The 17,897-nt window shown below is 67.7% G+C and carries 19 protein-coding genes; 13 read left to right on the plus strand and 6 right to left on the minus strand.

Annotated features, from left to right (window positions below; translation table 11 throughout):
* Window positions 1–47 precede the first annotated feature (47 nt).
* Window positions 48–953, minus strand: a complete 906-nt coding sequence (locus Q8Q77_RS10865) for a flagellar motor protein MotB (RefSeq protein ID WP_305583592.1) — start codon at window positions 951–953, stop codon at window positions 48–50.
* A gap of 85 nt (window positions 954–1,038) precedes the next feature.
* On the opposite strand from Q8Q77_RS10865, the gene Q8Q77_RS10870 reads away from it, so the two are divergent.
* A complete protein-coding gene (locus Q8Q77_RS10870; RefSeq protein WP_305583593.1) occupies window positions 1,039–1,896 on the plus strand; it encodes an NAD(P)-dependent oxidoreductase in 858 nt (285 codons plus the stop codon).
* Here Q8Q77_RS10870 and Q8Q77_RS10875 read toward each other — a convergent pair.
* On the minus strand, window positions 1,874–2,284 hold the full coding sequence (locus Q8Q77_RS10875; RefSeq protein ID WP_305583594.1) for an NUDIX domain-containing protein: 411 nt from the start codon (window positions 2,282–2,284) through the stop codon (window positions 1,874–1,876). The two genes, Q8Q77_RS10870 and Q8Q77_RS10875, sit on opposite strands and share 23 nt — an antisense overlap.
* A complete protein-coding gene (gene hemB, locus Q8Q77_RS10880; protein WP_305583595.1) occupies window positions 2,284–3,300 on the minus strand; it encodes a porphobilinogen synthase in 1,017 nt (338 codons plus the stop codon). Before hemB ends, Q8Q77_RS10875 begins: the two co-directional genes overlap by 1 nt.
* Window positions 3,301–3,427: 127 nt before the next feature.
* Here hemB and Q8Q77_RS10885 point away from each other — a divergent pair, with 127 nt between their 5' ends.
* The 3 genes from Q8Q77_RS10885 to hemA all read left to right on the plus strand — a co-directional run bounded on the left by Q8Q77_RS10885 (window position 3,428) and on the right by hemA (window position 6,669).
* Window positions 3,428–4,474 carry an enoyl-CoA hydratase/isomerase family protein gene (locus Q8Q77_RS10885; protein WP_305583596.1) on the plus strand — a complete coding sequence of 349 codons (1,047 nt, stop codon included), beginning with the start codon at window positions 3,428–3,430 and terminating at the stop codon, window positions 4,472–4,474.
* Window positions 4,475–4,515: 41 nt separating this feature from the next.
* Window positions 4,516–5,235 carry a class I SAM-dependent methyltransferase gene (locus Q8Q77_RS10890; protein WP_305583597.1) on the plus strand — a complete coding sequence of 240 codons (720 nt, stop codon included), beginning with the start codon at window positions 4,516–4,518 and terminating at the stop codon, window positions 5,233–5,235.
* Window positions 5,236–5,439: 204 nt separating this feature from the next.
* Window positions 5,440–6,669, plus strand: coding sequence for a 5-aminolevulinate synthase (gene hemA / locus Q8Q77_RS10895; protein WP_305583598.1), 1,230 nt, complete (start codon window positions 5,440–5,442; stop codon window positions 6,667–6,669).
* Between the two features lie 244 nt (window positions 6,670–6,913).
* Here the strand turns inward: hemA and Q8Q77_RS10900 are convergent, their stop codons facing one another.
* Window positions 6,914–7,345: a MucR family transcriptional regulator gene (locus Q8Q77_RS10900; RefSeq protein WP_305583599.1), complete on the minus strand. Its 432-nt coding sequence runs from the start codon at window positions 7,343–7,345 to the stop codon at window positions 6,914–6,916.
* Between the two features lie 176 nt (window positions 7,346–7,521).
* On the opposite strand from Q8Q77_RS10900, the gene glyA reads away from it, so the two are divergent.
* Genes glyA through thiL form a run of 7 tightly spaced genes read left to right on the plus strand, consistent with a single transcriptional unit; the run spans window position 7,522 to window position 12,443 of the window.
* Entirely contained in the window at window positions 7,522–8,811 is a 1,290-nt protein-coding gene (gene glyA, locus Q8Q77_RS10905; protein WP_305583600.1) for a serine hydroxymethyltransferase, read from the plus strand.
* 42 nt (window positions 8,812–8,853) lie between these two features.
* Window positions 8,854–9,327: a transcriptional regulator NrdR gene (nrdR, locus tag Q8Q77_RS10910; protein ID WP_305583601.1), complete on the plus strand. Its 474-nt coding sequence runs from the start codon at window positions 8,854–8,856 to the stop codon at window positions 9,325–9,327.
* Window positions 9,317–9,967: a RibD family protein gene (locus Q8Q77_RS10915; protein ID WP_305583602.1), complete on the plus strand. Its 651-nt coding sequence runs from the start codon at window positions 9,317–9,319 to the stop codon at window positions 9,965–9,967. Before nrdR ends, Q8Q77_RS10915 begins: the two co-directional genes overlap by 11 nt.
* Window positions 9,968–10,558, plus strand: coding sequence for a riboflavin synthase (locus Q8Q77_RS10920; protein ID WP_305583603.1), 591 nt, complete (start codon window positions 9,968–9,970; stop codon window positions 10,556–10,558).
* A gap of 25 nt (window positions 10,559–10,583) precedes the next feature.
* Complete coding sequence (ribH, locus tag Q8Q77_RS10925) at window positions 10,584–11,051, plus strand: 6,7-dimethyl-8-ribityllumazine synthase (RefSeq protein WP_305583604.1); 468 nt, start codon at window positions 10,584–10,586, stop codon at window positions 11,049–11,051.
* Window positions 11,048–11,518, plus strand: a complete 471-nt coding sequence (gene nusB, locus Q8Q77_RS10930; RefSeq protein WP_305583605.1) for a transcription antitermination factor NusB — start codon at window positions 11,048–11,050, stop codon at window positions 11,516–11,518. Before ribH ends, nusB begins: the two co-directional genes overlap by 4 nt.
* Window positions 11,502–12,443, plus strand: coding sequence for a thiamine-phosphate kinase (gene thiL, locus Q8Q77_RS10935; RefSeq protein WP_305583606.1), 942 nt, complete (start codon window positions 11,502–11,504; stop codon window positions 12,441–12,443). The genes nusB and thiL overlap by 17 nt, the downstream gene beginning before the upstream one ends.
* Here thiL and Q8Q77_RS10940 read toward each other — a convergent pair.
* Window positions 12,440–12,949: a GNAT family N-acetyltransferase gene (locus Q8Q77_RS10940; RefSeq protein ID WP_305583607.1), complete on the minus strand. Its 510-nt coding sequence runs from the start codon at window positions 12,947–12,949 to the stop codon at window positions 12,440–12,442. The two genes, thiL and Q8Q77_RS10940, sit on opposite strands and share 4 nt — an antisense overlap.
* A 68-nt stretch (window positions 12,950–13,017) precedes the next feature.
* Window positions 13,018–14,685, minus strand: coding sequence for a serine hydrolase (locus Q8Q77_RS10945; protein WP_305583608.1), 1,668 nt, complete (start codon window positions 14,683–14,685; stop codon window positions 13,018–13,020).
* A 101-nt stretch (window positions 14,686–14,786) separates the two neighbouring features.
* On the opposite strand from Q8Q77_RS10945, the gene Q8Q77_RS10950 reads away from it, so the two are divergent.
* The gene (locus tag Q8Q77_RS10950; protein WP_305583609.1) at window positions 14,787–15,242 is read left to right on the plus strand and encodes a hypothetical protein; all 456 of its coding nucleotides are present in this window, start codon (window positions 14,787–14,789) and stop codon (window positions 15,240–15,242) included.
* A 213-nt stretch (window positions 15,243–15,455) separates the two neighbouring features.
* Complete coding sequence (locus Q8Q77_RS10955; protein ID WP_305583611.1) at window positions 15,456–17,570, plus strand: sodium-translocating pyrophosphatase; 2,115 nt, start codon at window positions 15,456–15,458, stop codon at window positions 17,568–17,570.
* Window positions 17,571–17,897 lie beyond the last annotated feature (327 nt).

Here is a 17,897-nt window from a genome sequence, read left to right on the forward strand (position 1 = left end):
ATGGGAAGCTCAGGCGCAAGGTCCCAAACGTCACGGCGCGAACCCCCTCATTGCAAGCCGCTGTCCGGCGGCAGGACCGGGGCCTCGCGCAGCAGCACGATGGCGATCCGGCGGTTGCCGGGCAAGGTCGGGTCGTCGGTGTACAGCGGCTCGGAGTTTGCCTTGCCCGAGACCTGGTAGACCCGGTCGGGATCGACGCCGGCGCCCTGCAGGACCCGGCGCGAGGCGTCGGCGCGGCCGCTGGACAGGGACCAGTCGGAGTCGGGTTTGGCGCCCGAGGTGCTGACGCTGGTGTGGCCGGAGATGGTGATGCGGTTCGGCAGCCTGTTGATGATCTTGGCCACGGCGCGCAGCAGCAGCTTGGCGCGGTCATTGGGCTGGGTCTGGCCCGTATTGAACATCGAGCGGCCTTCCTGGTCGACCAACTGGATGCGCATGCCCTCGGGGGTCTGGTCGATCAGGATGTTCTTGGAGAGCTCGGCCAGCTCCGGCATGTCCTGCAGCGCTTGGCGCAGGGACTGGGCAGCTGAGGCGAAGGCGGCCTCCTCGCGCTTGGCCATGGCCTCCCGCACGGCCTCTTCGGACGCCTGCGGCGAGGTGTCCTTGCCGGCGTCCGTCGACTGCCCGTGGTCCTGGACCTTCGATTCCGGGGTCTTGTCCTCGATGATCGCCATCGAGCCCGCGCCCTTGGCGCCGTCGTCGCCCAGCGCCGTGCCGCCCAGGATGCCGCCCGAACCCGAAGTAGTCTCCGAGACGCTGGCGGGCGCGAAATAGTCGGCGATGCCGCGCTTCTGCTCCGGGCTTGTCGTGTTGATCAGCCACATCAGGAGGAAGAAGGCCATCATCGCGGTCACGAAGTCGGCATAGGCGACCTTCCAGGCGCCGCCGTGGTGGCCGTGCCCGGAGACCTTCTTCACCTTCTTGATGAGGATAGGCGCTTCGCCCACCGCCATGGTTCAAACCCCGTGACCCTGATTCCCTCGCAAGGTGGACGGGGCGCGTTAAGATGGCGTTGAGCCTAGTGAACAGGGGAACTGCATGAAGGTCGCTTTCGTCGGGCTGGGGGTGATGGGCTTCCCGATGGCGGGCCATCTGGCCAAGGTCGGACACGGGGTCATGGTGTTCAACCGGTCCCCTGAGAAGGCGGAGCGCTGGGTCGCGACCCATGGCGGACGCCTTGGGGCGAGCCCCGCCGAGGCGGCGGCCGGCGCGGAGATCGTCTTCCTGTGCGTGGGCAATGACGACGACGTCCGTGGTGTCGTCGCCCAGGTCCTGCCGGCGATGGCGCCGGGCGGGATCGTCGTCGACCACACCACCACCTCGGCCACGGTGGCCCGCGAAATGTCCAACCTGGCGGGGGAGGGCGGGCGCTTCTTCGTCGACGCCCCGGTCTCAGGCGGCCAGGCCGGCGCGGAGAACGGCCAACTCACCGTCATGTGCGGCGGCGAGCCGCAGGCCTACGCCCGCGCCGAGCCGGTGATCGCCGCCTTCGCCAAGGCCGTGCGGCGCATGGGCGGGCCCGGGGCGGGCCAGCTCACCAAGATGGTCAACCAGATCTGCATCGCCGGCGTCGTCCAGGGCCTGGCCGAGGGCCTGCATTTCGCCAGGCGCGCCGGTCTCGACCCCGCCGATGTCTATGAGGCGATCTCCAAGGGCGCGGCCCAGTCCTGGCAGCTCGACAACCGCTGGAAGACGATGAGCGAGGGTAGGTTCGACTTCGGCTTCGCCGTCGACTGGATGCGCAAGGACCTGGGTCTCGTGCTGGGCGAGGCCGGCGCCAATGGGGCGACCCTGGACATGACGGCGATGGTCGACAGATTCTACGCCGAGGTGCAGGCCGCTGGCGGCGCCCGCTGGGACACGTCCAGCCTGGTCACCCGGCTGGAGAAGCCGTAGCTAGCAGGTGCGGCAACACGTGGCGCTCCAGCAACGGCGCAAGTCGGACGGCTGCTGGGGCGGTTGGATCGATCCAGAGCAGGTCCTCGATCTCCGCCAGAGCTGTGACCGGGCCCTCGATGTGGGCCAGATAGATCGCGCCATGGACCTGCGTGTCCGGCTCGTTGGCGGCCTCGGCGTCAAATGTTCCCAGATGGTCGACCCCGACGAGGACGCAGCCCAATTCCTCGCCAAGTTCGCGCGACAGGGCCGCGAGGTCGCTCTCGCCCGGCTCTCGCTTGCCCCCCGGCAGCATGAAGGCCGAAGTCCCGCGCTTACGAACGGTGAGCACGCGGCCGTCGGCGTCGCGGATGACCCCGGCGACGATCTCCACGACCCTGGTCGTCATCACGCCCCGAGCATCTTCGCCGCCCGCGGGGCGAAATAGGTGATCACCCCGGCCGCTCCGGCGCGCTTGAAGCCGCCCAGGCTCTCCAGGATGGCGCGTTCCTCGTCGATCCAGCCGTTCTGGGCCGCGGCCATGATCATCGCGTACTCGCCCGACACCTGGAAGGCGAAGGTCGGCATGGCGAAGGCCTCGACCACGCGGCTGACGATGTCGAGATAGGGCATGCCGGGTTTGACCATGACCATGTCGGCGCCCTCGGCGATGTCCAGCGCGACCTCGCGCAGGGCCTCCTCGGTGTTGGCCGAGTCCATCTGGTAGGTCTTCTTGTCCCCGGGATTGTCGACCGAGCCTGTCCCGAGCTTGCCCGAGCCGATGGCGTCGCGATACGGGCCGTAGAAGGCCGAGGCGTACTTGGCGGCGTAGGACATGATCATCACGTCCTGCAGGCCCGCGACCTCCAGCGCTTGGCGCAGCGCCCCGCAGCGGCCGTCCATCATGTCGGACGGGGCTAGGATGTCGCAGCCGGCCTGGGCCTGCATCAGCCCCTGCTGCACCAGGCGCTCGATGGTCGGGTCGTTGAGGATCTTGCCGTTCTCGATCAGGCCGTCATGGCCGTGGTCGGTGAAGGGGTCCAGGGCCACGTCGCACATGATCCCGACCTCGGGCGCGGCGTCCTTCATGGCCTTGATGGCGTTGGCGATCAGCCCGTTCGGATCGTGGGCCAGGGCGCCCGAGGCGTCCTTCTTGGCCCCGTCGATGTGGGGGAAGATGGCGATCGCGGGGATACCCAATCGCCTGGCTTCCACGGCGGCCTTGGCGGCATCCTTGACCGACAGGCGCGATACGCCCGGCATCGAAGCCACGGGGACCTCGCCCTCGCCCTCGTGCACCACCATGGACCAGATCAGGTCGGCCGGGGTCAGTACGCTTTCGCGCACTAGGCGGCGGACCCAGTCGGCCTGGCGCAGGCGGCGAAGGCGCAGGGCGGGATAGGCGGCGAGGGGGGCTTTGGTCATGATCCCGCGCTGTGACCGATCCCTTGGCGTCACGCAAGTCTTCAGGCGTTGCTGACGTGTTTGCGATGGAGGTCGCGATCGGGTGTGATAACGCCGGATCGACGACCCCGACGCGAGGCTGGCGACCATGACTGAAGACGTTCTCACCCGTATCGAAGGCGCGGTCGGGCGGATCACGCTCAACCGGCCCCAGGCGCTGCACGCGCTCACCACCGCCATGTGCCAGGCGATGACCCAGGCCCTGCTGGCATGGCGTGACGATCCGGCGGTGGCCCTGGTGATGATCGACCACGCCGGGGATCGGGGCTTCTGCGCCGGCGGCGACATCCGGATGCTCGCCGAGAGCGGGGCCTCCGACGGCAAGGCCGCGTGCGAGTTCTTCTTCGTCGAGTACCGGCTGAACCATCTGCTCTTTGAGTATCCCAAACCGGTCGTGACGGTGATGGACGGGATCACCATGGGCGGCGGGGTCGGTCTCGCCATGCCCTCGCGCTACCGGGTTGCGACCGAGAAGACCACCTACGCCATGCCCGAGACCGGAATCGGTCTCTTCCCCGACGTGGGCGGCGGTTGGTTCCTGCCGCGGATGCCGGGCCATATCGGCCTGTGGCTGGCCCTCACCGGTGCGCGGATCAAGGCCGCCGACTGCGAACTGGTCGGCGTGGCCACCGACTATGTGGAAAGCGCCAAGGTCGCCGACCTGAAGGCCGCCATCCTCGCCGACCCCGAGGCGGTCGAGACCATCTTGACCGAGTTCGAGGCCGACGCCGGACGACCGCCCCTGGCCCAGCACCAGGACGAGATCGACCGCATCTTCGGCAAGGACAGCGTCGAGGCGATCCTCGCGGCCCTCCAGGCCGCCGACACCGACTGGGCCCGCGATCAGCTCAAGGTGCTGGCCACCAAGTCGCCCCAGACCCTGAAGGTCGCCCTCCGCCAACTGAGGCTGGGCGGCGCGGCGCAAAGCTTCGCCGAAAACATGGCCATGGAGTACGCTGTCGGCGCCCGGGTCGTGCGGCGCCACGACTTCCTCGAGGGGGTGCGCGCGGTGATCGTCGAGAAGGACAACGCCCCGCGCTGGAACCCGGCGACGCCGGAGGGCGTCGACGACGCCATGCTGGACGCCATTTTTGCGCCGCTTCCTTCCGGTGAGGCTTGGTCGCCACTACCTTGACCAAGACGGCCGCCGGACGTGCGCGCCGCAGGGAGAGAAACATGAACCGCAATCTGTTGCTGGCCGCTTGCGCGGCCCTTGCCCTATCGGTTTCCGCGGCCCAGGCCGCACCCCCGGCCCACATCGCAGCGGCGGTCGCCAACGCCGATCGTCCCGCCGCCGACAAGGAGCGCGACGCCGCGCGCAAGCCCGCGGAAATGCTGGAGTTCGCCGGCGTGAAGCAGGGCGACGTCGTGGTCGAACTGCTGCCCGGCGGCGGCTATTTCACCCGTGTCCTGAGCGCCGCGGTCGGCCCCAATGGCAAGGTGTTCGCGGCGGTGACGCCCGCCGACCTGGAGAAGGCCAAGGCCGCGGCCAAGGGCAATGTCATCCCGGTTCCGCTGGCCGCCGGCGCCTTCAAGACGCCTGAGCCGGTGGACGTGATGTTCACGGCCCAGAACTATCACGACTTCCATCTGAAGCGCCTGAACCTGGACGTCGCTGCGGTGAACAAGGCGCTGTTCGACACCATCAAGCCGGGCGGGACCCTGCTGATTATCGACCACACCGCCGTCGCCGGCGCCCCGGTCGAGGTCGCCGACACCCTCCACCGGATCGATCCGGCCATCGTCAAGCGTGAGGTCGAGGCTGCTGGCTTCCAGTTCGTCGGCGAGAACAACGCCTTGCGCAACCCGGCCGACGCCAAGACCATCGGCGTCTTCGACCCCGCGATCCGGGGCAAGACCGACCAGTTCGTCTACAAGTTCAAGAAGCCCGGCTAGGCGCGCCGCGCCGCGCCAAAGCGTCGTGGTCGCCGGGCGAATGTTACCGGCGATCACGAAGCCTGTACGTTCGATCATGAAAACTGATCTGTTCCGACATGACAGAATGTGGACAATGGGGCTTGGTGGCGCGATAAGCGCGGCCGAATAAGGGGACCGCTCGCGGCGAGAGATCGTCGAACGCCAAGGGCGGAGTTCAAGTCGATGGATTACAAGGACGCCTTCCGCTCCGCCCTCGAACGCGTGCGTTCGGAAGGTCGATATCGGGTGTTCGCCGACCTGAAGCGCCATCGGGGCCAGTTCCCGCGCGCCACCTGGACCCAGACTGACGGGACCCAGGGCGATGTCACGGTCTGGTGCTCGAACGACTATCTGGGCCAGGGCCAGAACCCGCTGGTGCTCGACGCCATGCACAAGGCGATCAACGAGGCCGGCGCCGGCTCGGGCGGCACCCGCAACATCTCGGGCACGACCCACTACCATGTGGAGCTGGAGCTGGAGCTCGCCGACCTGCACGGCAAGGAAGCCGCCCTGCTGTTCACCTCGGGCTACGTCTCTAACGAGGCCTCGCTCTCGACGCTCTACAAGATCCTGCCCGGCCTGATCATCTTTTCGGACGAGCTGAACCACAACTCGATGATCTCCGGCATCCGGGCCGGCGGTCGCGACAGCCGCCGGGTGTTCCGCCACAACGACCTGGAGCACCTCGAGCAACTCCTGATCGAAGCGCCGGCCGACGCCCCCAAGGTCATCGCCTTTGAGAGCGTCTATTCCATGGACGGCGACATCGCCGACCTGCCGGGCACAGTGGCGCTCGCCAAGAAGTACGGCGCCATGACCTATCTGGACGAGGTCCATGCGGTCGGCATGTACGGTCCCCGCGGCGCGGGCGTGGCCGAACGTGACGGCGTGATGGACCAGATCGACATCGTCGAGGGCACGCTGGGCAAGGCGTTCGGCGTCATGGGCGGCTATATCGCCGCCGACGCCGTGATCGTCGACGCGATCCGCTCCTATGCCGACGGCTTCATCTTCACCACCTCGATCCCGCCGGCCCTCGCCGCCGGGGCGGTGGCCTCGATCCGCTACCTCAAGGACCACAACGAGGTCCGCGAAGCCCACCAGGAGCGCGCCGCGACCCTGAAGGCGCGCCTGAAGAAGGCCGGCCTGCCGGTCATGCCCTCGGTCAGCCACATCGTCCCCGTGCTGGTGGGCGACGCAGTCCACTGCAAGATGATCTCCGACATCCTTCTGGCCGACTACGGCATCTATGTTCAGCCGATCAACTACCCGACGGTGCCGCGCGGCACCGAGCGCCTGCGCTTCACCCCGTCGCCGGCCCACACGGACGACATGATGGAGCACCTGGCCGAGGCGCTGGAGAAGCTCTGGGTCCACTGCAACATCGCCCGGGTGGGCGGGGTCGCCGCCTAGTCCATTTTCCGCCGAAGTGGGCACCGGTTCGGCGAAGAAAATGGTCTAGACTCAAAGAATCTTGAGCAAAATCCGGACCGGATTTTGCTCTGGTCTTGCGATTTCGACCGCGCGGGCGCATACCCGCGCGGCGTTCGGCTCATTCAGGAGACCCTCAGGGTTCGCTGATCAAACGACTGCGGCAAGGCCGCTCATTCACCTTCTGGATCCCCGCCCGCGCGGGGATGACCCGGTTCCCACCGGGTCACTTCCCGCGACGAACGCCTCGGCCCAGGCCGATCTTCTTGGCGAAGTCGCTGCGACGCGCGGCGTAGGCCGGCGCCACCATCGGATAATCGGGCGGCAGGCCCCAGCGGCGGCGATAGTCGTCCGGGCTCATGTCGAATCGCGATCGCAGATAGCGCTTCAGCATCTTCAGCTTCTTGCCGTCTTCCAGGCAGACGATGAAGTCGTTCTGGATCGAGCGATTGATCGGGACGGCCGGCTTGGCCCGCTCTTCCGGTTGGGCGGCGGCCTCGCGTCCCAGGGTCTGCAAGGCGCCATGAACGGACCGGATGATGTCGGGGACCGCGTCCACCGAGACCGCGTTGCGGCTCACATAGGCCGAGACGATATCGGCTCCAAGCCGCAGCAATTCCTCACCCGAACGAGCCTCGGGTTCGACATCGATACTCATACAGAGCCCCCTCACAACGCCATGACGATGGCCACGAGACCACGCCAGCGCGCGCCTCCGGTCAGGTTGCAACGCTCGGATGTCGAGATTGTTCCCAGCATTTGGTTCGCCCGGCCGAAGGCGCTAAAGAGCGCCCCTGGCCTCCGCCCCTCCCGAGATTCCCGAAAGCCACGCCCATGACCGTCCACACCCAGAGCCTTTCCGACGCGTTCTTTTCCGCCGGTGTCGCCGACAGCGACCCCGATATCGCCGCCGTCCTCTCCGGCGAACTGAAGCGCCAGCAGGACCAGATCGAGCTGATCGCCTCCGAGAACATCGTCTCCAAGGCCGTGATCGAGGCCCAGGGTTCCGTCCTGACCAACAAGTACGCCGAGGGCTATCCCGGCAAACGCTACTATGGCGGCTGCGAAGTGGTGGACATCGCCGAGGAGATCGCCATTTCCCGCGCCAAGCAGATCTTCGGCTGCGAATACGCCAACGTGCAGCCCCACTCGGGCAGCCAGGCCAACCAGGCGGTGTTCATGGCCACCATGAGCCCCGGCGACACGTTCATGGGCATGGACCTGGCGGCCGGCGGCCACCTGACCCACGGCAAAAGCGTGAATCAGTCGGGCAAGTGGTTCCGGCCGGTGGCCTATGGCGTTCGCCAGCAGGACCACCTGATCGACTACGACATGGCCGCCGAGGTGGCCCTGGCCGAAAAGCCCAAGGTGATCATCGCCGGGGGCTCGGCCTATAGCCGCGAGATCGACTTCGCCCGCTTCCGCGAGATCGCCGACAGCGTCGACGCCATCCTGATGGTCGACATCGCCCACTATGCTGGCCTGGTGGCCGGCGGGGTCTATCCGAACCCGTTCCCCCACGCCCACGTGGTCACCACCACCACCCACAAGACCCTGCGCGGTCCCCGCGGCGGCATGATCCTGACCAACTCCAAGAAGCTGGCCAAGAAGATCGACAGCGCCGTCTTCCCCGGTCTCCAGGGCGGCCCGCTGATGCACGTGATCGCCGCCAAGGCCGTGGCCTTCGGCGAGGCCCTGAAGCCTGAGTTCAAGCTCTACGCCCGCCAGGTGGTCGACAACGCCCGCGCCCTGTCCGACAGCCTTCAGGCCGCCGGCTTCAAGATCGTCTCCAACGGTACCGACAGCCACCTGATGCTGGTCGACCTGACGCCCAAGGGCGTGTCGGGCGCCGACGCCGAGGTGGCCCTGGAGCGGGCCCACATCACCACCAACAAGAACGGCATCCCCTTCGACCCGCTCCCCCCGATGCAGAGCTCGGGCCTGCGGGTCGGCACTCCGGCCGGCACCACCCGCGGCTTCGGCCCCGGCGAATTCCGCCAGGTCGGGACCTGGATGGGTGAGGTCCTGGACGGCCTGGCCAAGGGCGGCGACAACTCGGCGGTGGAAGCCAAGGTGCGCGATGAGGTGTTGGCGCTCACGAAACGCTTCCCCATCTACGGCTAGACCCTGTATCTGGGGGTAAGGTAGGCCGGGAGGGGCTACATCATGCGCTGCCCATTCTGCGGTCACGCCGAGAGTCAGGTTAAGGACAGCCGCCCGTCGGAAGACGGCGCGGCGATCCGGCGCCGGCGGCTCTGCCCCGAGTGCAACGGTCGCTTCACCACCTTTGAGCGGGTGCAGCTTCGCGAGCTGACCATCCTGAAGCGTTCGGGTCGGCGCACGCCGTTCGAGCGTGACAAGCTGGCCCGCTCCATCTCCATCGCCACTCGCAAGCGTCCCATCGAGCCCGAGCGGATCGAACGGATGATTTCGCTGATCGCCCGCCAACTCGAGAGCATGGGCGAGACAGAGCTCGCCTCGTCCGTGGTGGGCGAGATGGTCATGAAGCAGCTCAAGAGCCTCGATGACGTGGCCTATGTCCGCTACGCCTCGGTCTATCGCGACTTCCGTGAGGCCGGTGAGTTCGCGACCTTCCTCGGCGAGGAGGGCTTGAGCGAAGCGTCCGAGGATGAGCGCTAGGGTCACCCTCAAGCTCGCCACCTCGCTGGATGGCCGCATCGCCACGGCCACGGGCGAGAGCCGCTGGATCACGGGGCCGGAGGCCCGCGAGGCGACGCACCGGCTGCGTTCGGAACACGACGCGGTCGTCGTTGGCGTCGAGACAGCCTTGGCCGACGATCCCGCACTGACCGTCCGCCTGCCGGGCTGGACGGGCTCCCAGCCCGCCCGCGTTGTGTTGGATAGCCGACAGCGGCTGGCCGATGGCTGCAAGCTGGTCGTCACAGCGCGCGATATCCCGACCTATTTGATATCCACGACGCCGCCCGAGCCGCGACTCACCGACGCCGGCGTGCGCGTCCTGCAGGTCCACGCCGTCGGCGACAAGCGTCCGGAGTTGCGTGACGTGGTGGAAACCCTGGCAAGGCAAGGGTTGACCCGGCTGTTCGTCGAGGGCGGCGGCCAGGTGGCGGCGAGCTTCCTGCGCTGCAGCCTGGTGGATCGCCTGGAGTGGTTCCGGGCGCCCATCGTGATCGGCGGGGAGGGCCGGCCGGGGATCGGCGCCCTGGCCGTGGCGGCCCTGGCCGAGGCGCCGAAGCTGCGCCGTCTTGAAGTCCTGGAGGTCGGCGCCGACCTTTGGGAGCGATACGAGAGGATCTGAATGTTCACCGGCATCGTCACCGATGTGGGCCGCGTCCGCGCCGTCCGCGACACCAACCGCGATCGCAGGCTCGAGGTCGAGACCGCCTTCGACCTCACCACCGTCGATATCGGCGCCTCGATCAGCCACGCCGGCTGTTGCTTGACCGTGGTGGAGAAAGGCGAGGGCTGGTTCGCCGTGGAGGTCTCCGGCGAGACCCTGTCGATGACCACCCTGGACGAGTGGAAGGCCGGCGACCCAGTCAATCTGGAACGCGCGGCTAGGCTCGGCGACGAACTGGGTGGCCACATCGTCTCGGGCCATGTGGACGGGGTGGGGGAGGTGATCTCCATCGAAAGCGAGGGCGGCTCGCACCGGATCCAGGTCCGCGTGCCGCGCCCGCTGCACCGCCTAATCGCCGCCAAGGGCTCGATCACCATGCAGGGCGTTTCTCTAACCGTGAACGAGGTCGAGGACGACGTCTTCGGCGTGAACCTGATCCCTCACACCTGGGATGTGACCACCCTGGGCCGGCTCACGGTGGGCAGCCGGGTGAACCTCGAGATCGATATGCTGGCGCGCTATCTCGCCCGCTGGCGCGAAACGGCCTAAAGGGTCGCTTCGAAAAGGACGTCACATGCTCGAAGAGAAAATCCGCATCCTCGTGGTCGAGGCGCGCTTCTACGATGATCTGGCCGACGAGCTGCTGAAGGCGGCGGCCGACGTGATCACCGCCCATGACGCGGAATACGACGTGATCAGCGTGCCCGGCGCGCTGGAGATCCCCGGCGCCATCGCCATCGCCGAGGAGGGAGGTCATCGCCCGGCCGGCAAGCGCTATGACGGCTATGTGGCGCTGGGCACGGTGATCCGTGGCGAGACCTACCACTTCGAGATCGTCTCCAACGAGTCCGCGCGCGGCATCATGGACCTGGCCATCGGCAAGCGCCTGGCCATCGGCAACGGCATCCTGACGGTTGAGGACGGCGATCAGGCCTGGGCCCGGGCGCGCGCCAGCGAAGGCGACAAGGGCGGCGGTGCGGCCCGCGCGGCGCTCGAGATGATCGCGCTCAAGCGCCAACTTCTGGGTCAGGTCGCCCGATGAGCGGGACGGCCCACAACAAGCGTTCGGTCGCCCGCCTGGCGGCGATCCAGGCGCTTTATCAGATGGAAGTCTCCGGCGCAGGCGTCGAGGCCGTGATCCGCGAGTTCGCCGACCACCGGTTCGACCGGGGCATGGAAGGCGACGCGCCCACCGAGGGCGACACCCTGGCCAGCGCCGACGAGGAGTTCTTCGCCGAACTGGTGCGCGGCGTGGTGGCCGCCCAGCGCGAGATCGATCAGGCCGTGGTCAAGCGCCTGGCCTCCGGTTGGCGGCTGGAGCGGCTGGACGCCACGGTCCGCGCCATACTGCGCGCCGGCGCCTTCGAGCTGGCCCATCGCGCCGACGTCCCCACCGAGGTGGTGATCGACGAATATGTTGAGCTCGCCAAGTCGTTCTTCGAAGGCCCGGAGCCGGGATTCGTGAACGGCGCCCTGGACGCGGTGGCTCAGGATGTCCGGCCCAGATGAGTTCGAGCAGATCGCCCGCCTCTACCGCCCGCTGACCAAGGGGGCGGCGGAGGCCTTCGAGCTGTTGGACGACGCCGCGGCCATTCCCTCGCGGCCAGGCTTCGACCTGGTGGTCACCAAGGACGCCATGGTCGAGGGCGTGCATTTCCTCAGCGGCGAAGCGCCCAGCCTGATCGCGCGCAAGCTGTTGCGGGTGAACCTCTCCGACCTGGCCGCCAAGGGCGCCGAGCCCTACGGCTACTTCCTGGCGGTCGCCTGGCCGCCCAATTTCGGATGGCCCGAACGCCAGGCCTTCGCCGCGGGCCTGGCGCAGGACGGGGCCAACCTGGTCCTGCTGGGCGGCGACACCGTCTCGACGCCCGGGCCCCTGACGCTCTCGCTCACCATGATGGGCTGGGTTTCGGCGGGGAAGATGATCCGGCGGGGCGGCGCCAGGGCCGGCGACCTGGTCATGGTCAGCGGGACCATCGGCGACGGCTGGCTGGGCCTGGCCGCGGCGCGGGGCGAGCTGGACGATCCGGACGGATATCTGGCGGGCCGTTACCGTCTGCCCACGCCGCGCCTCGACCTGCGCGCGGCGCTGCGGGACCACGCGAACGCCGCCGCCGATGTGTCCGATGGTCTGATCGCCGACGCCGGCCATATCGCCAAGGCCAGCGGCGCCGGCCTGAGGTTGAGCCTCGAACGCCTGCCCCTGTCGCCCGCCGCCCACCGCTGGCTAGGCGGCCAGGACGATCGCGCCACGGCGCTGCGCGCCCTGGCCTCGGGCGGCGACGACTATGAGATCGTCTGCGCCGTCGCCCCGGACGCCGTCCGCATTCCCGGCATGACCCTCATCGGGGAGATCGTCGAGGGGGCGGGTGTCGACGTCCTGGTCGACGGCGTCCCGATCGATCCCGGCCCCGGCGGCTGGCGGCACGGCTAGCCGCCGCGCACCCGGGCGTAGAGGTAGCAGTCCTCAGGATCCTCAGTACTGAACCCGGCCTTCCGCAGCAGGGCCTCGCGGGCGTATCCGCAGCGTTCGGCGATCCGCCACGACGCCTCGTTCCAGGTCTCGATGATCAACTGCAGCCGGAAGCAACCCGGCCGCTGCGCGAACAGCAGGTCGCTCAGCAGGGCTGTGGCTTCCGAGGCGTAGCCCTTCCCGCGATCGGCCGGGTCATGGACGATATAGCCCAGCTCATAGCCGTGGATGACCGGGCTGGAGCGGTAGAACTGCATGGTGCCGACCATCCGCCCGCCAGCGTTCTCGACAATGGCCACCGCGCCGGAGTCGTCCAGCCACAGACCGGTCGCGGTGTGCACGGACTGGAGGCGGGAGAGCTCCGTCAGCGGTTCGGTGATCGAGACCGTGAAGAGGTGTGGGGCGATCTGGGCGAGGTCGCCCGCCTCGATGCGTCGGAGGCTGACCGACCTGCCGTCTGCGACCATGATTCTGGGATTTCCTCGTCTGGATAGGGCGGTGAGCATGCCGGTGGCGGCGACGTCCGAATAGTCGCCTATTCGATCCGCGGGCCGGCGATGTCGGCGCCGTTCTGACGAACCACCATCTCCACCGCCTTGCCGCCTGCCGGGCCGTTGAAGGTGACTTGGACGTCCACGACCTTGATGAAGAAGGCGTTGGGCGCCGACGCGAACAGCTCGACCTTGGGCTGGCCGGTCGCCTGCAGGAACAGCTGGTCGGCCTCGCGGCTGACCACGGCGGTCAGGGCGGGCGTCAAGCGGTAACTTCCGACATAGCGGTCGAGCAGGGACGTATCGATCGCCACCTCCGTGAGCGTGGGCTTGGGCTGGCTCTCGATCCGGTCGGCCTCCGCCGCCTCGATCCGCTTGCCCTTCAACTCGACTCCACCTTGGAGAGTGGTCATTCCCGGCGAGCGCCCCTCCACGGGCCCGTCGAAGGTCGCGACGGACTCCACGATCCGGGCGGCGAAAGCCCGTTCCGACGTCGGATAGAATGGTGTTGGCGGCTGGCCGGTCGGCTGCAGGCTGAGACGATCCCCGTCGCGCCGAACGCGGAGCACCAGTCGAGGCCCAAGCTGGTAGAGGCCGACATATTGGTCGAGCATGGCGGGTTTGAGTTTCACTGTCGGGGTAAGCTTCGCCTCGCCGAAGTGGAGCGCCGCCAGTTCGCGGGCGATCTTCCCGGACGGTCCCTGGGTCATGTTGGAAAGCACCACCACGGTTAGCCCGTCGTCCGGATAGCGGGCGAGAACTGTCGAGAAGCCATTGATGCCGCCGCCATGGCTCCAGACACGGTGTCCGTTCTCCACGCCGATGAACTGGCCAAAGCCGTACTGGTGGCCCTGGGCGGTGAACATGGCGGTGACCGACGCGGGCTTCAGGACCTTGCCTGCGTGCAGGGCCTGGTCCCAGGCCAGCAAGTCATCGACGGTCGAGTAGAGCGAGCCCGCCGCATGGGGCAGGGTCATGGACAGATAAGCGGCGTTGCGGACTTCCGCGCCCGAGAGAGCGTAGCCCGCCGCCCGGCGGGGGAGGATCTCCTCGCTCACGTCGTAGCCGGAGGCCTTCAGCCCGGCGGGACCCAGGATGTGGTCCCGCAGATAGGCCTGGTAGGTCTGCCCGCTGACTTTCTCGATGACGTAGCCCAACAGGACATAGCCGGTGTTGTCGTAGGTGAACTTGGATCCCGGGACGAACTCCAGCGGCTTGTCGCGGGTCAGCGCGATGATCTCCTCCGGCGTGCGGTCGTTTCGGGAGGGGTTTCCGAAGAAGCCGGGAATGGCGGTGTAGCTGGGGATACCCGACGTGTGGACCAGGAGGTGGCGCAGGGTGATCGGCGCCCAGGCGGCCGGAGCGGACGGATAGTGTTTCGAGATCGGGTCGTCGAGCCCGAGCTTGCCCTGCTCAGCGAGTTGCAGGATCGCAGCGGCGGTGAACTGCTTGGTCACCGACCCCAGGCGAAACACCGTCTCCGGCGTTACGGCGACGCCCCATTCGCGATTGGCGAGGCCGAAGCCTTTTCGGAAGATCGGCTTGCCGTCCTTGGCCACCAGGACCGCGCCGCTGAACCGGCCAGCGTCGGAATAGGCCTCGACCAGGTCCTGCGCCTTGTCGCCATAGGCTGCGGGCGGCTTTGCGCCGGCGGCATGGGCCGGGAAGGCTGTCATCAGCCCGATTGTGAGTGCAAGCAGCAGCGATCGCATTCGACCCTCCCTGGTTGCGGCCAGCTTAAGCACGACCGCAAGCGCCGGTAACCCTGGATTGCGAAAGGTTACGGCAACCATATTCCGTCAGGGTGGCCCCCATGCCTCGCCGAGCCGCTCTCGCCGCCGCCATCGTCCTGCTCGCCGCCGGCCCCGCCCTGGCCGAGGAGAAGGCCGGGGCCAAGGACGTGGGCCAGTATGTCGACCTGTCGCCCGTGGCGCTGCCCATCGTGGTGGACGGCAAGCTGGTGAACTACGTCTTCGTCTCGCTGCGCGTCGTGCTGACCACCTCGGCCAACACCGCCAAGGTGCGGGGCAAGGAACCCTACTTCCGCGACGCGCTGGTGAGGGTTGGGCACCGCACCCCCTTCACCAACCCCAAGGACTACATGACCATCGACGCCCCTCGGTTGCAGGCGACCATGATGCGCGAGGCCGTGGCCATCGCGGGCGCGAAGGATGTGAAATCGATCACCATCCTGTCGCAGGCGCCCAAGCGGCGGATGGCGCCGCCCAAGTCGGCCGGGCCGCGCGGCGGTTCGGAAATCCGCCCCTAGCGCCCATACCGGCTCCGGCTGCTTGGTGAACGGGGCGTTGCACGCGCCCGTTACAACTGGCAACGTCCCGCGACGAATAAGGGGCGGCGGATACACGACGTCCCAATACTGGGGAAACCATCAGGGCCTGGAACGCCGTCGGCCGCCTCTCGGGGCGGGGTCGGTCATCTCCGTGCAATCCATAGGGGCGCTTAAACTATGAGTTCTGAGACTATGCTTTGGCTGGTGATCGCCGCCGGCTTCCTGGCCGTACTCTACGGAGTGCTCCAGACACTGTCCCTGTTGCGGGCCTCGCCTGGCAACGCGCGGATGCAGGAGATCGCCGCGGCGATCCAGGAAGGCGCGCAGGCCTATCTGAACAAACAATACACGGCCATCGCCATCGTCGGCGTCGTGGTCCTCATCGCGCTCGGGCTGCTGATCGGCTGGCTGGCGGCGGCGGGCTTCCTGGTTGGCGCGACCCTGTCGGGCCTCGCCGGCTTCGTCGGGATGCTGATCTCCGTGCGCGCCAATGTGCGCACGGCCCAGGCCTCCTCCGAGAGCCTCGCCAAGGGCCTGTCCCTGGCGTTCCGCTCGGGCGCGATCACCGGCATGCTGGTGGCGGGCTTCGCCCTGATCGGCGTGGCGGGCTACTACGCTTTCCTCACCCTGATCCTGGGTCTTGAGAACACCAGCCGCGACGTGGTCGACTCCATGGTCGCGCTCGGCTTCGGCGCCTCGCTGATCTCGATCTTCGCCCGTCTGGGCGGCGGCATCTTCACCAAGGGCGCCGACGTCGGCGGCGACATGGTGGGCAAGGTCGAGGCCGGCATCCCGGAAGATGACCCGCGCAACGCCGCGACCATCGCCGACAACGTGGGCGACAATGTCGGCGACTGCGCCGGCATGGCCGCCGACCTGTTCGAGACCTACGCGGTGACCACGGTCGCCACCATGCTGCTGGCGGCGATCTTCTTCCGCGGCACGGACATCGTCACCAACATGATGCTGCTGCCGCTGGCCATCTGCGGCGTCTGCATCGACACCTCGCTCATCGGCACGTTCGCGGTGCGCCTGGGCAAGAGCAACAACATCATGGGGGCCCTCTATCAGGGCCTGATCGTCACCGGCGTGCTGTCGGTGGGCGCGATCTACTGGGTCGTCACCTCGCTGGTTCCCGGCGCTGTCACGGTCGGTGACAAGACCTTCGACGCCATGAGCCTGTTCGGCTGCGGCATCGCCGGCCTGGTGGTCACCGCCCTGATCGTGGTGATCACCGAGTACTACACCGGCACGGGCTTCCGCCCGGTGAAGTCGGTGGCCAAGGCCTCGGTTTCCGGACACGGCACCAACGTGATCCAGGGCCTGGCCATGTCGCTTGAATCCACCGCGGCCCCGGCCCTGGTGATCATCGTCGGCATCATCGTCACCTACGGCCTTGCGGGCCTGTTCGGCATCGCCATCGCCACCACGGCCATGCTTTCCCTGGCGGGCTTCGTCGTCGCCCTGGACGCCTTCGGTCCGGTCACCGACAACGCCGGCGGCATCGCCGAAATGGCGGGCCTGCCTCCGGAAGTGCGCGTCACCACCGACGCGCTCGACGCCGTGGGCAACACCACCAAGGCCGTCACCAAGGGCTATGCGATCGGTTCGGCCGGCCTCGGCGCCCTGGTGCTGTTCGCCGCCTATACCGAAGACCTGAAGTACTTCGCGGCCAACGCCACGCCGGGTTCGTTCTTCGACGGCCTTGGCGTGGTCGCCTTCGACCTCTCCAACCCCTACGTGGTGGTCGGCCTGCTGTTCGGCGGCCTGCTGCCCTTCCTGTTCGGCGGCATGGCCATGACCGCCGTGGGCCGCGCGGCCGAGGCGGTGGTCGAGGAAGTCCGCCGTCAGTTCCGCGAGAACCCGGGCATCATGACCGGTGAGGTCAAGCCGGAGTACGGCCGGGCCGTGAGCATCCTGACCAGCGCGGCGATCCGGGAAATGATCGTTCCCAGCCTGCTGCCGGTGCTCTCGCCGATCGTGCTGTTCTTCGCCATCCAGGCCATCGCGGGCAAGGTCAACGCCTTCGCCTCCCTGGGCGCCATGCTGATGGGCGTGATCGTCACGGGCCTGTTCGTCGCCATCTCGATGACCTCGGGCGGCGGCGCGTGGGACAACGCCAAGAAGCTGATCGAGGAAGGCCACTACGGCGGCAAGGGCTCCGAGGCCCACAAGGCCGCGGTGACCGGCGACACCGTCGGCGACCCCTACAAGGACACCGCGGGTCCCGCGGTGAACCCGATGATCAAGATCACCAACATCGTGGCTCTGCTGCTGCTGGCGGTCCTGGCCCACTCGGGCGGCTAGTCCGACCGATCAACGACCAAGGAAAACGCCCCGGAGAGCAATCTCCGGGGCGTTTTTCATTTTCCCTCCTCCTTGTGGGGAGGGACGGCGGCGCCAGCCGTCAGGGTGGGGAACTTCGGCATTGGGCGAGGAAGCGTCAGGCTTCCCCACCCACGACCGCTGCGCGGTCTGCCCTCCCCATAAAGAGCAGGGCTATCGCATATGCGGCGGAGCTTAGATGCTCCCCCTCTGGGGGAGCTGGCCCGAAGGGCCTGAGGGGGACTTTGACTCCTGCTCAGACCGGTCGAACCTCCGTTGAAGGGCATTTTAGTCCCCCTCACCCGGCCA

This window comes from Phenylobacterium sp., from assembly GCF_030698145.1.
GTDB lineage: Bacteria > Pseudomonadota > Alphaproteobacteria > Caulobacterales > Caulobacteraceae > Phenylobacterium.

Bases quoted from the DNA above. Each gene is read 5' to 3' on its own strand.
- Q8Q77_RS10865 (WP_305583592.1), bottom strand. From the start codon at position 953: ATGGCGGTGGGCGAAGCGCCTATCCTCATCAAGAAGGTGAAGAAGGTC.
- Q8Q77_RS10870 (WP_305583593.1), top strand. From the start codon at position 1,039: ATGAAGGTCGCTTTCGTCGGGCTGGGGGTGATGGGCTTCCCGATGGCG.
- Q8Q77_RS10875 (WP_305583594.1), bottom strand. From the start codon at position 2,284: ATGACGACCAGGGTCGTGGAGATCGTCGCCGGGGTCATCCGCGACGCC.
- hemB (WP_305583595.1), bottom strand. From the start codon at position 3,300: ATGACCAAAGCCCCCCTCGCCGCCTATCCCGCCCTGCGCCTTCGCCGC.
- Q8Q77_RS10885 (WP_305583596.1), top strand. From the start codon at position 3,428: ATGACTGAAGACGTTCTCACCCGTATCGAAGGCGCGGTCGGGCGGATC.
- Q8Q77_RS10890 (WP_305583597.1), top strand. From the start codon at position 4,516: ATGAACCGCAATCTGTTGCTGGCCGCTTGCGCGGCCCTTGCCCTATCG.
- hemA (WP_305583598.1), top strand. From the start codon at position 5,440: ATGGATTACAAGGACGCCTTCCGCTCCGCCCTCGAACGCGTGCGTTCG.
- Q8Q77_RS10900 (WP_305583599.1), bottom strand. From the start codon at position 7,345: ATGAGTATCGATGTCGAACCCGAGGCTCGTTCGGGTGAGGAATTGCTG.
- glyA (WP_305583600.1), top strand. From the start codon at position 7,522: ATGACCGTCCACACCCAGAGCCTTTCCGACGCGTTCTTTTCCGCCGGT.
- nrdR (WP_305583601.1), top strand. From the start codon at position 8,854: ATGCGCTGCCCATTCTGCGGTCACGCCGAGAGTCAGGTTAAGGACAGC.
- Q8Q77_RS10915 (WP_305583602.1), top strand. From the start codon at position 9,317: ATGAGCGCTAGGGTCACCCTCAAGCTCGCCACCTCGCTGGATGGCCGC.
- Q8Q77_RS10920 (WP_305583603.1), top strand. From the start codon at position 9,968: ATGTTCACCGGCATCGTCACCGATGTGGGCCGCGTCCGCGCCGTCCGC.
- ribH (WP_305583604.1), top strand. From the start codon at position 10,584: ATGCTCGAAGAGAAAATCCGCATCCTCGTGGTCGAGGCGCGCTTCTAC.
- nusB (WP_305583605.1), top strand. From the start codon at position 11,048: ATGAGCGGGACGGCCCACAACAAGCGTTCGGTCGCCCGCCTGGCGGCG.
- thiL (WP_305583606.1), top strand. From the start codon at position 11,502: ATGTCCGGCCCAGATGAGTTCGAGCAGATCGCCCGCCTCTACCGCCCG.
- Q8Q77_RS10940 (WP_305583607.1), bottom strand. From the start codon at position 12,949: ATGGTCGCAGACGGCAGGTCGGTCAGCCTCCGACGCATCGAGGCGGGC.
- Q8Q77_RS10945 (WP_305583608.1), bottom strand. From the start codon at position 14,685: ATGCGATCGCTGCTGCTTGCACTCACAATCGGGCTGATGACAGCCTTC.
- Q8Q77_RS10950 (WP_305583609.1), top strand. From the start codon at position 14,787: ATGCCTCGCCGAGCCGCTCTCGCCGCCGCCATCGTCCTGCTCGCCGCC.
- Q8Q77_RS10955 (WP_305583611.1), top strand. From the start codon at position 15,456: ATGCTTTGGCTGGTGATCGCCGCCGGCTTCCTGGCCGTACTCTACGGA.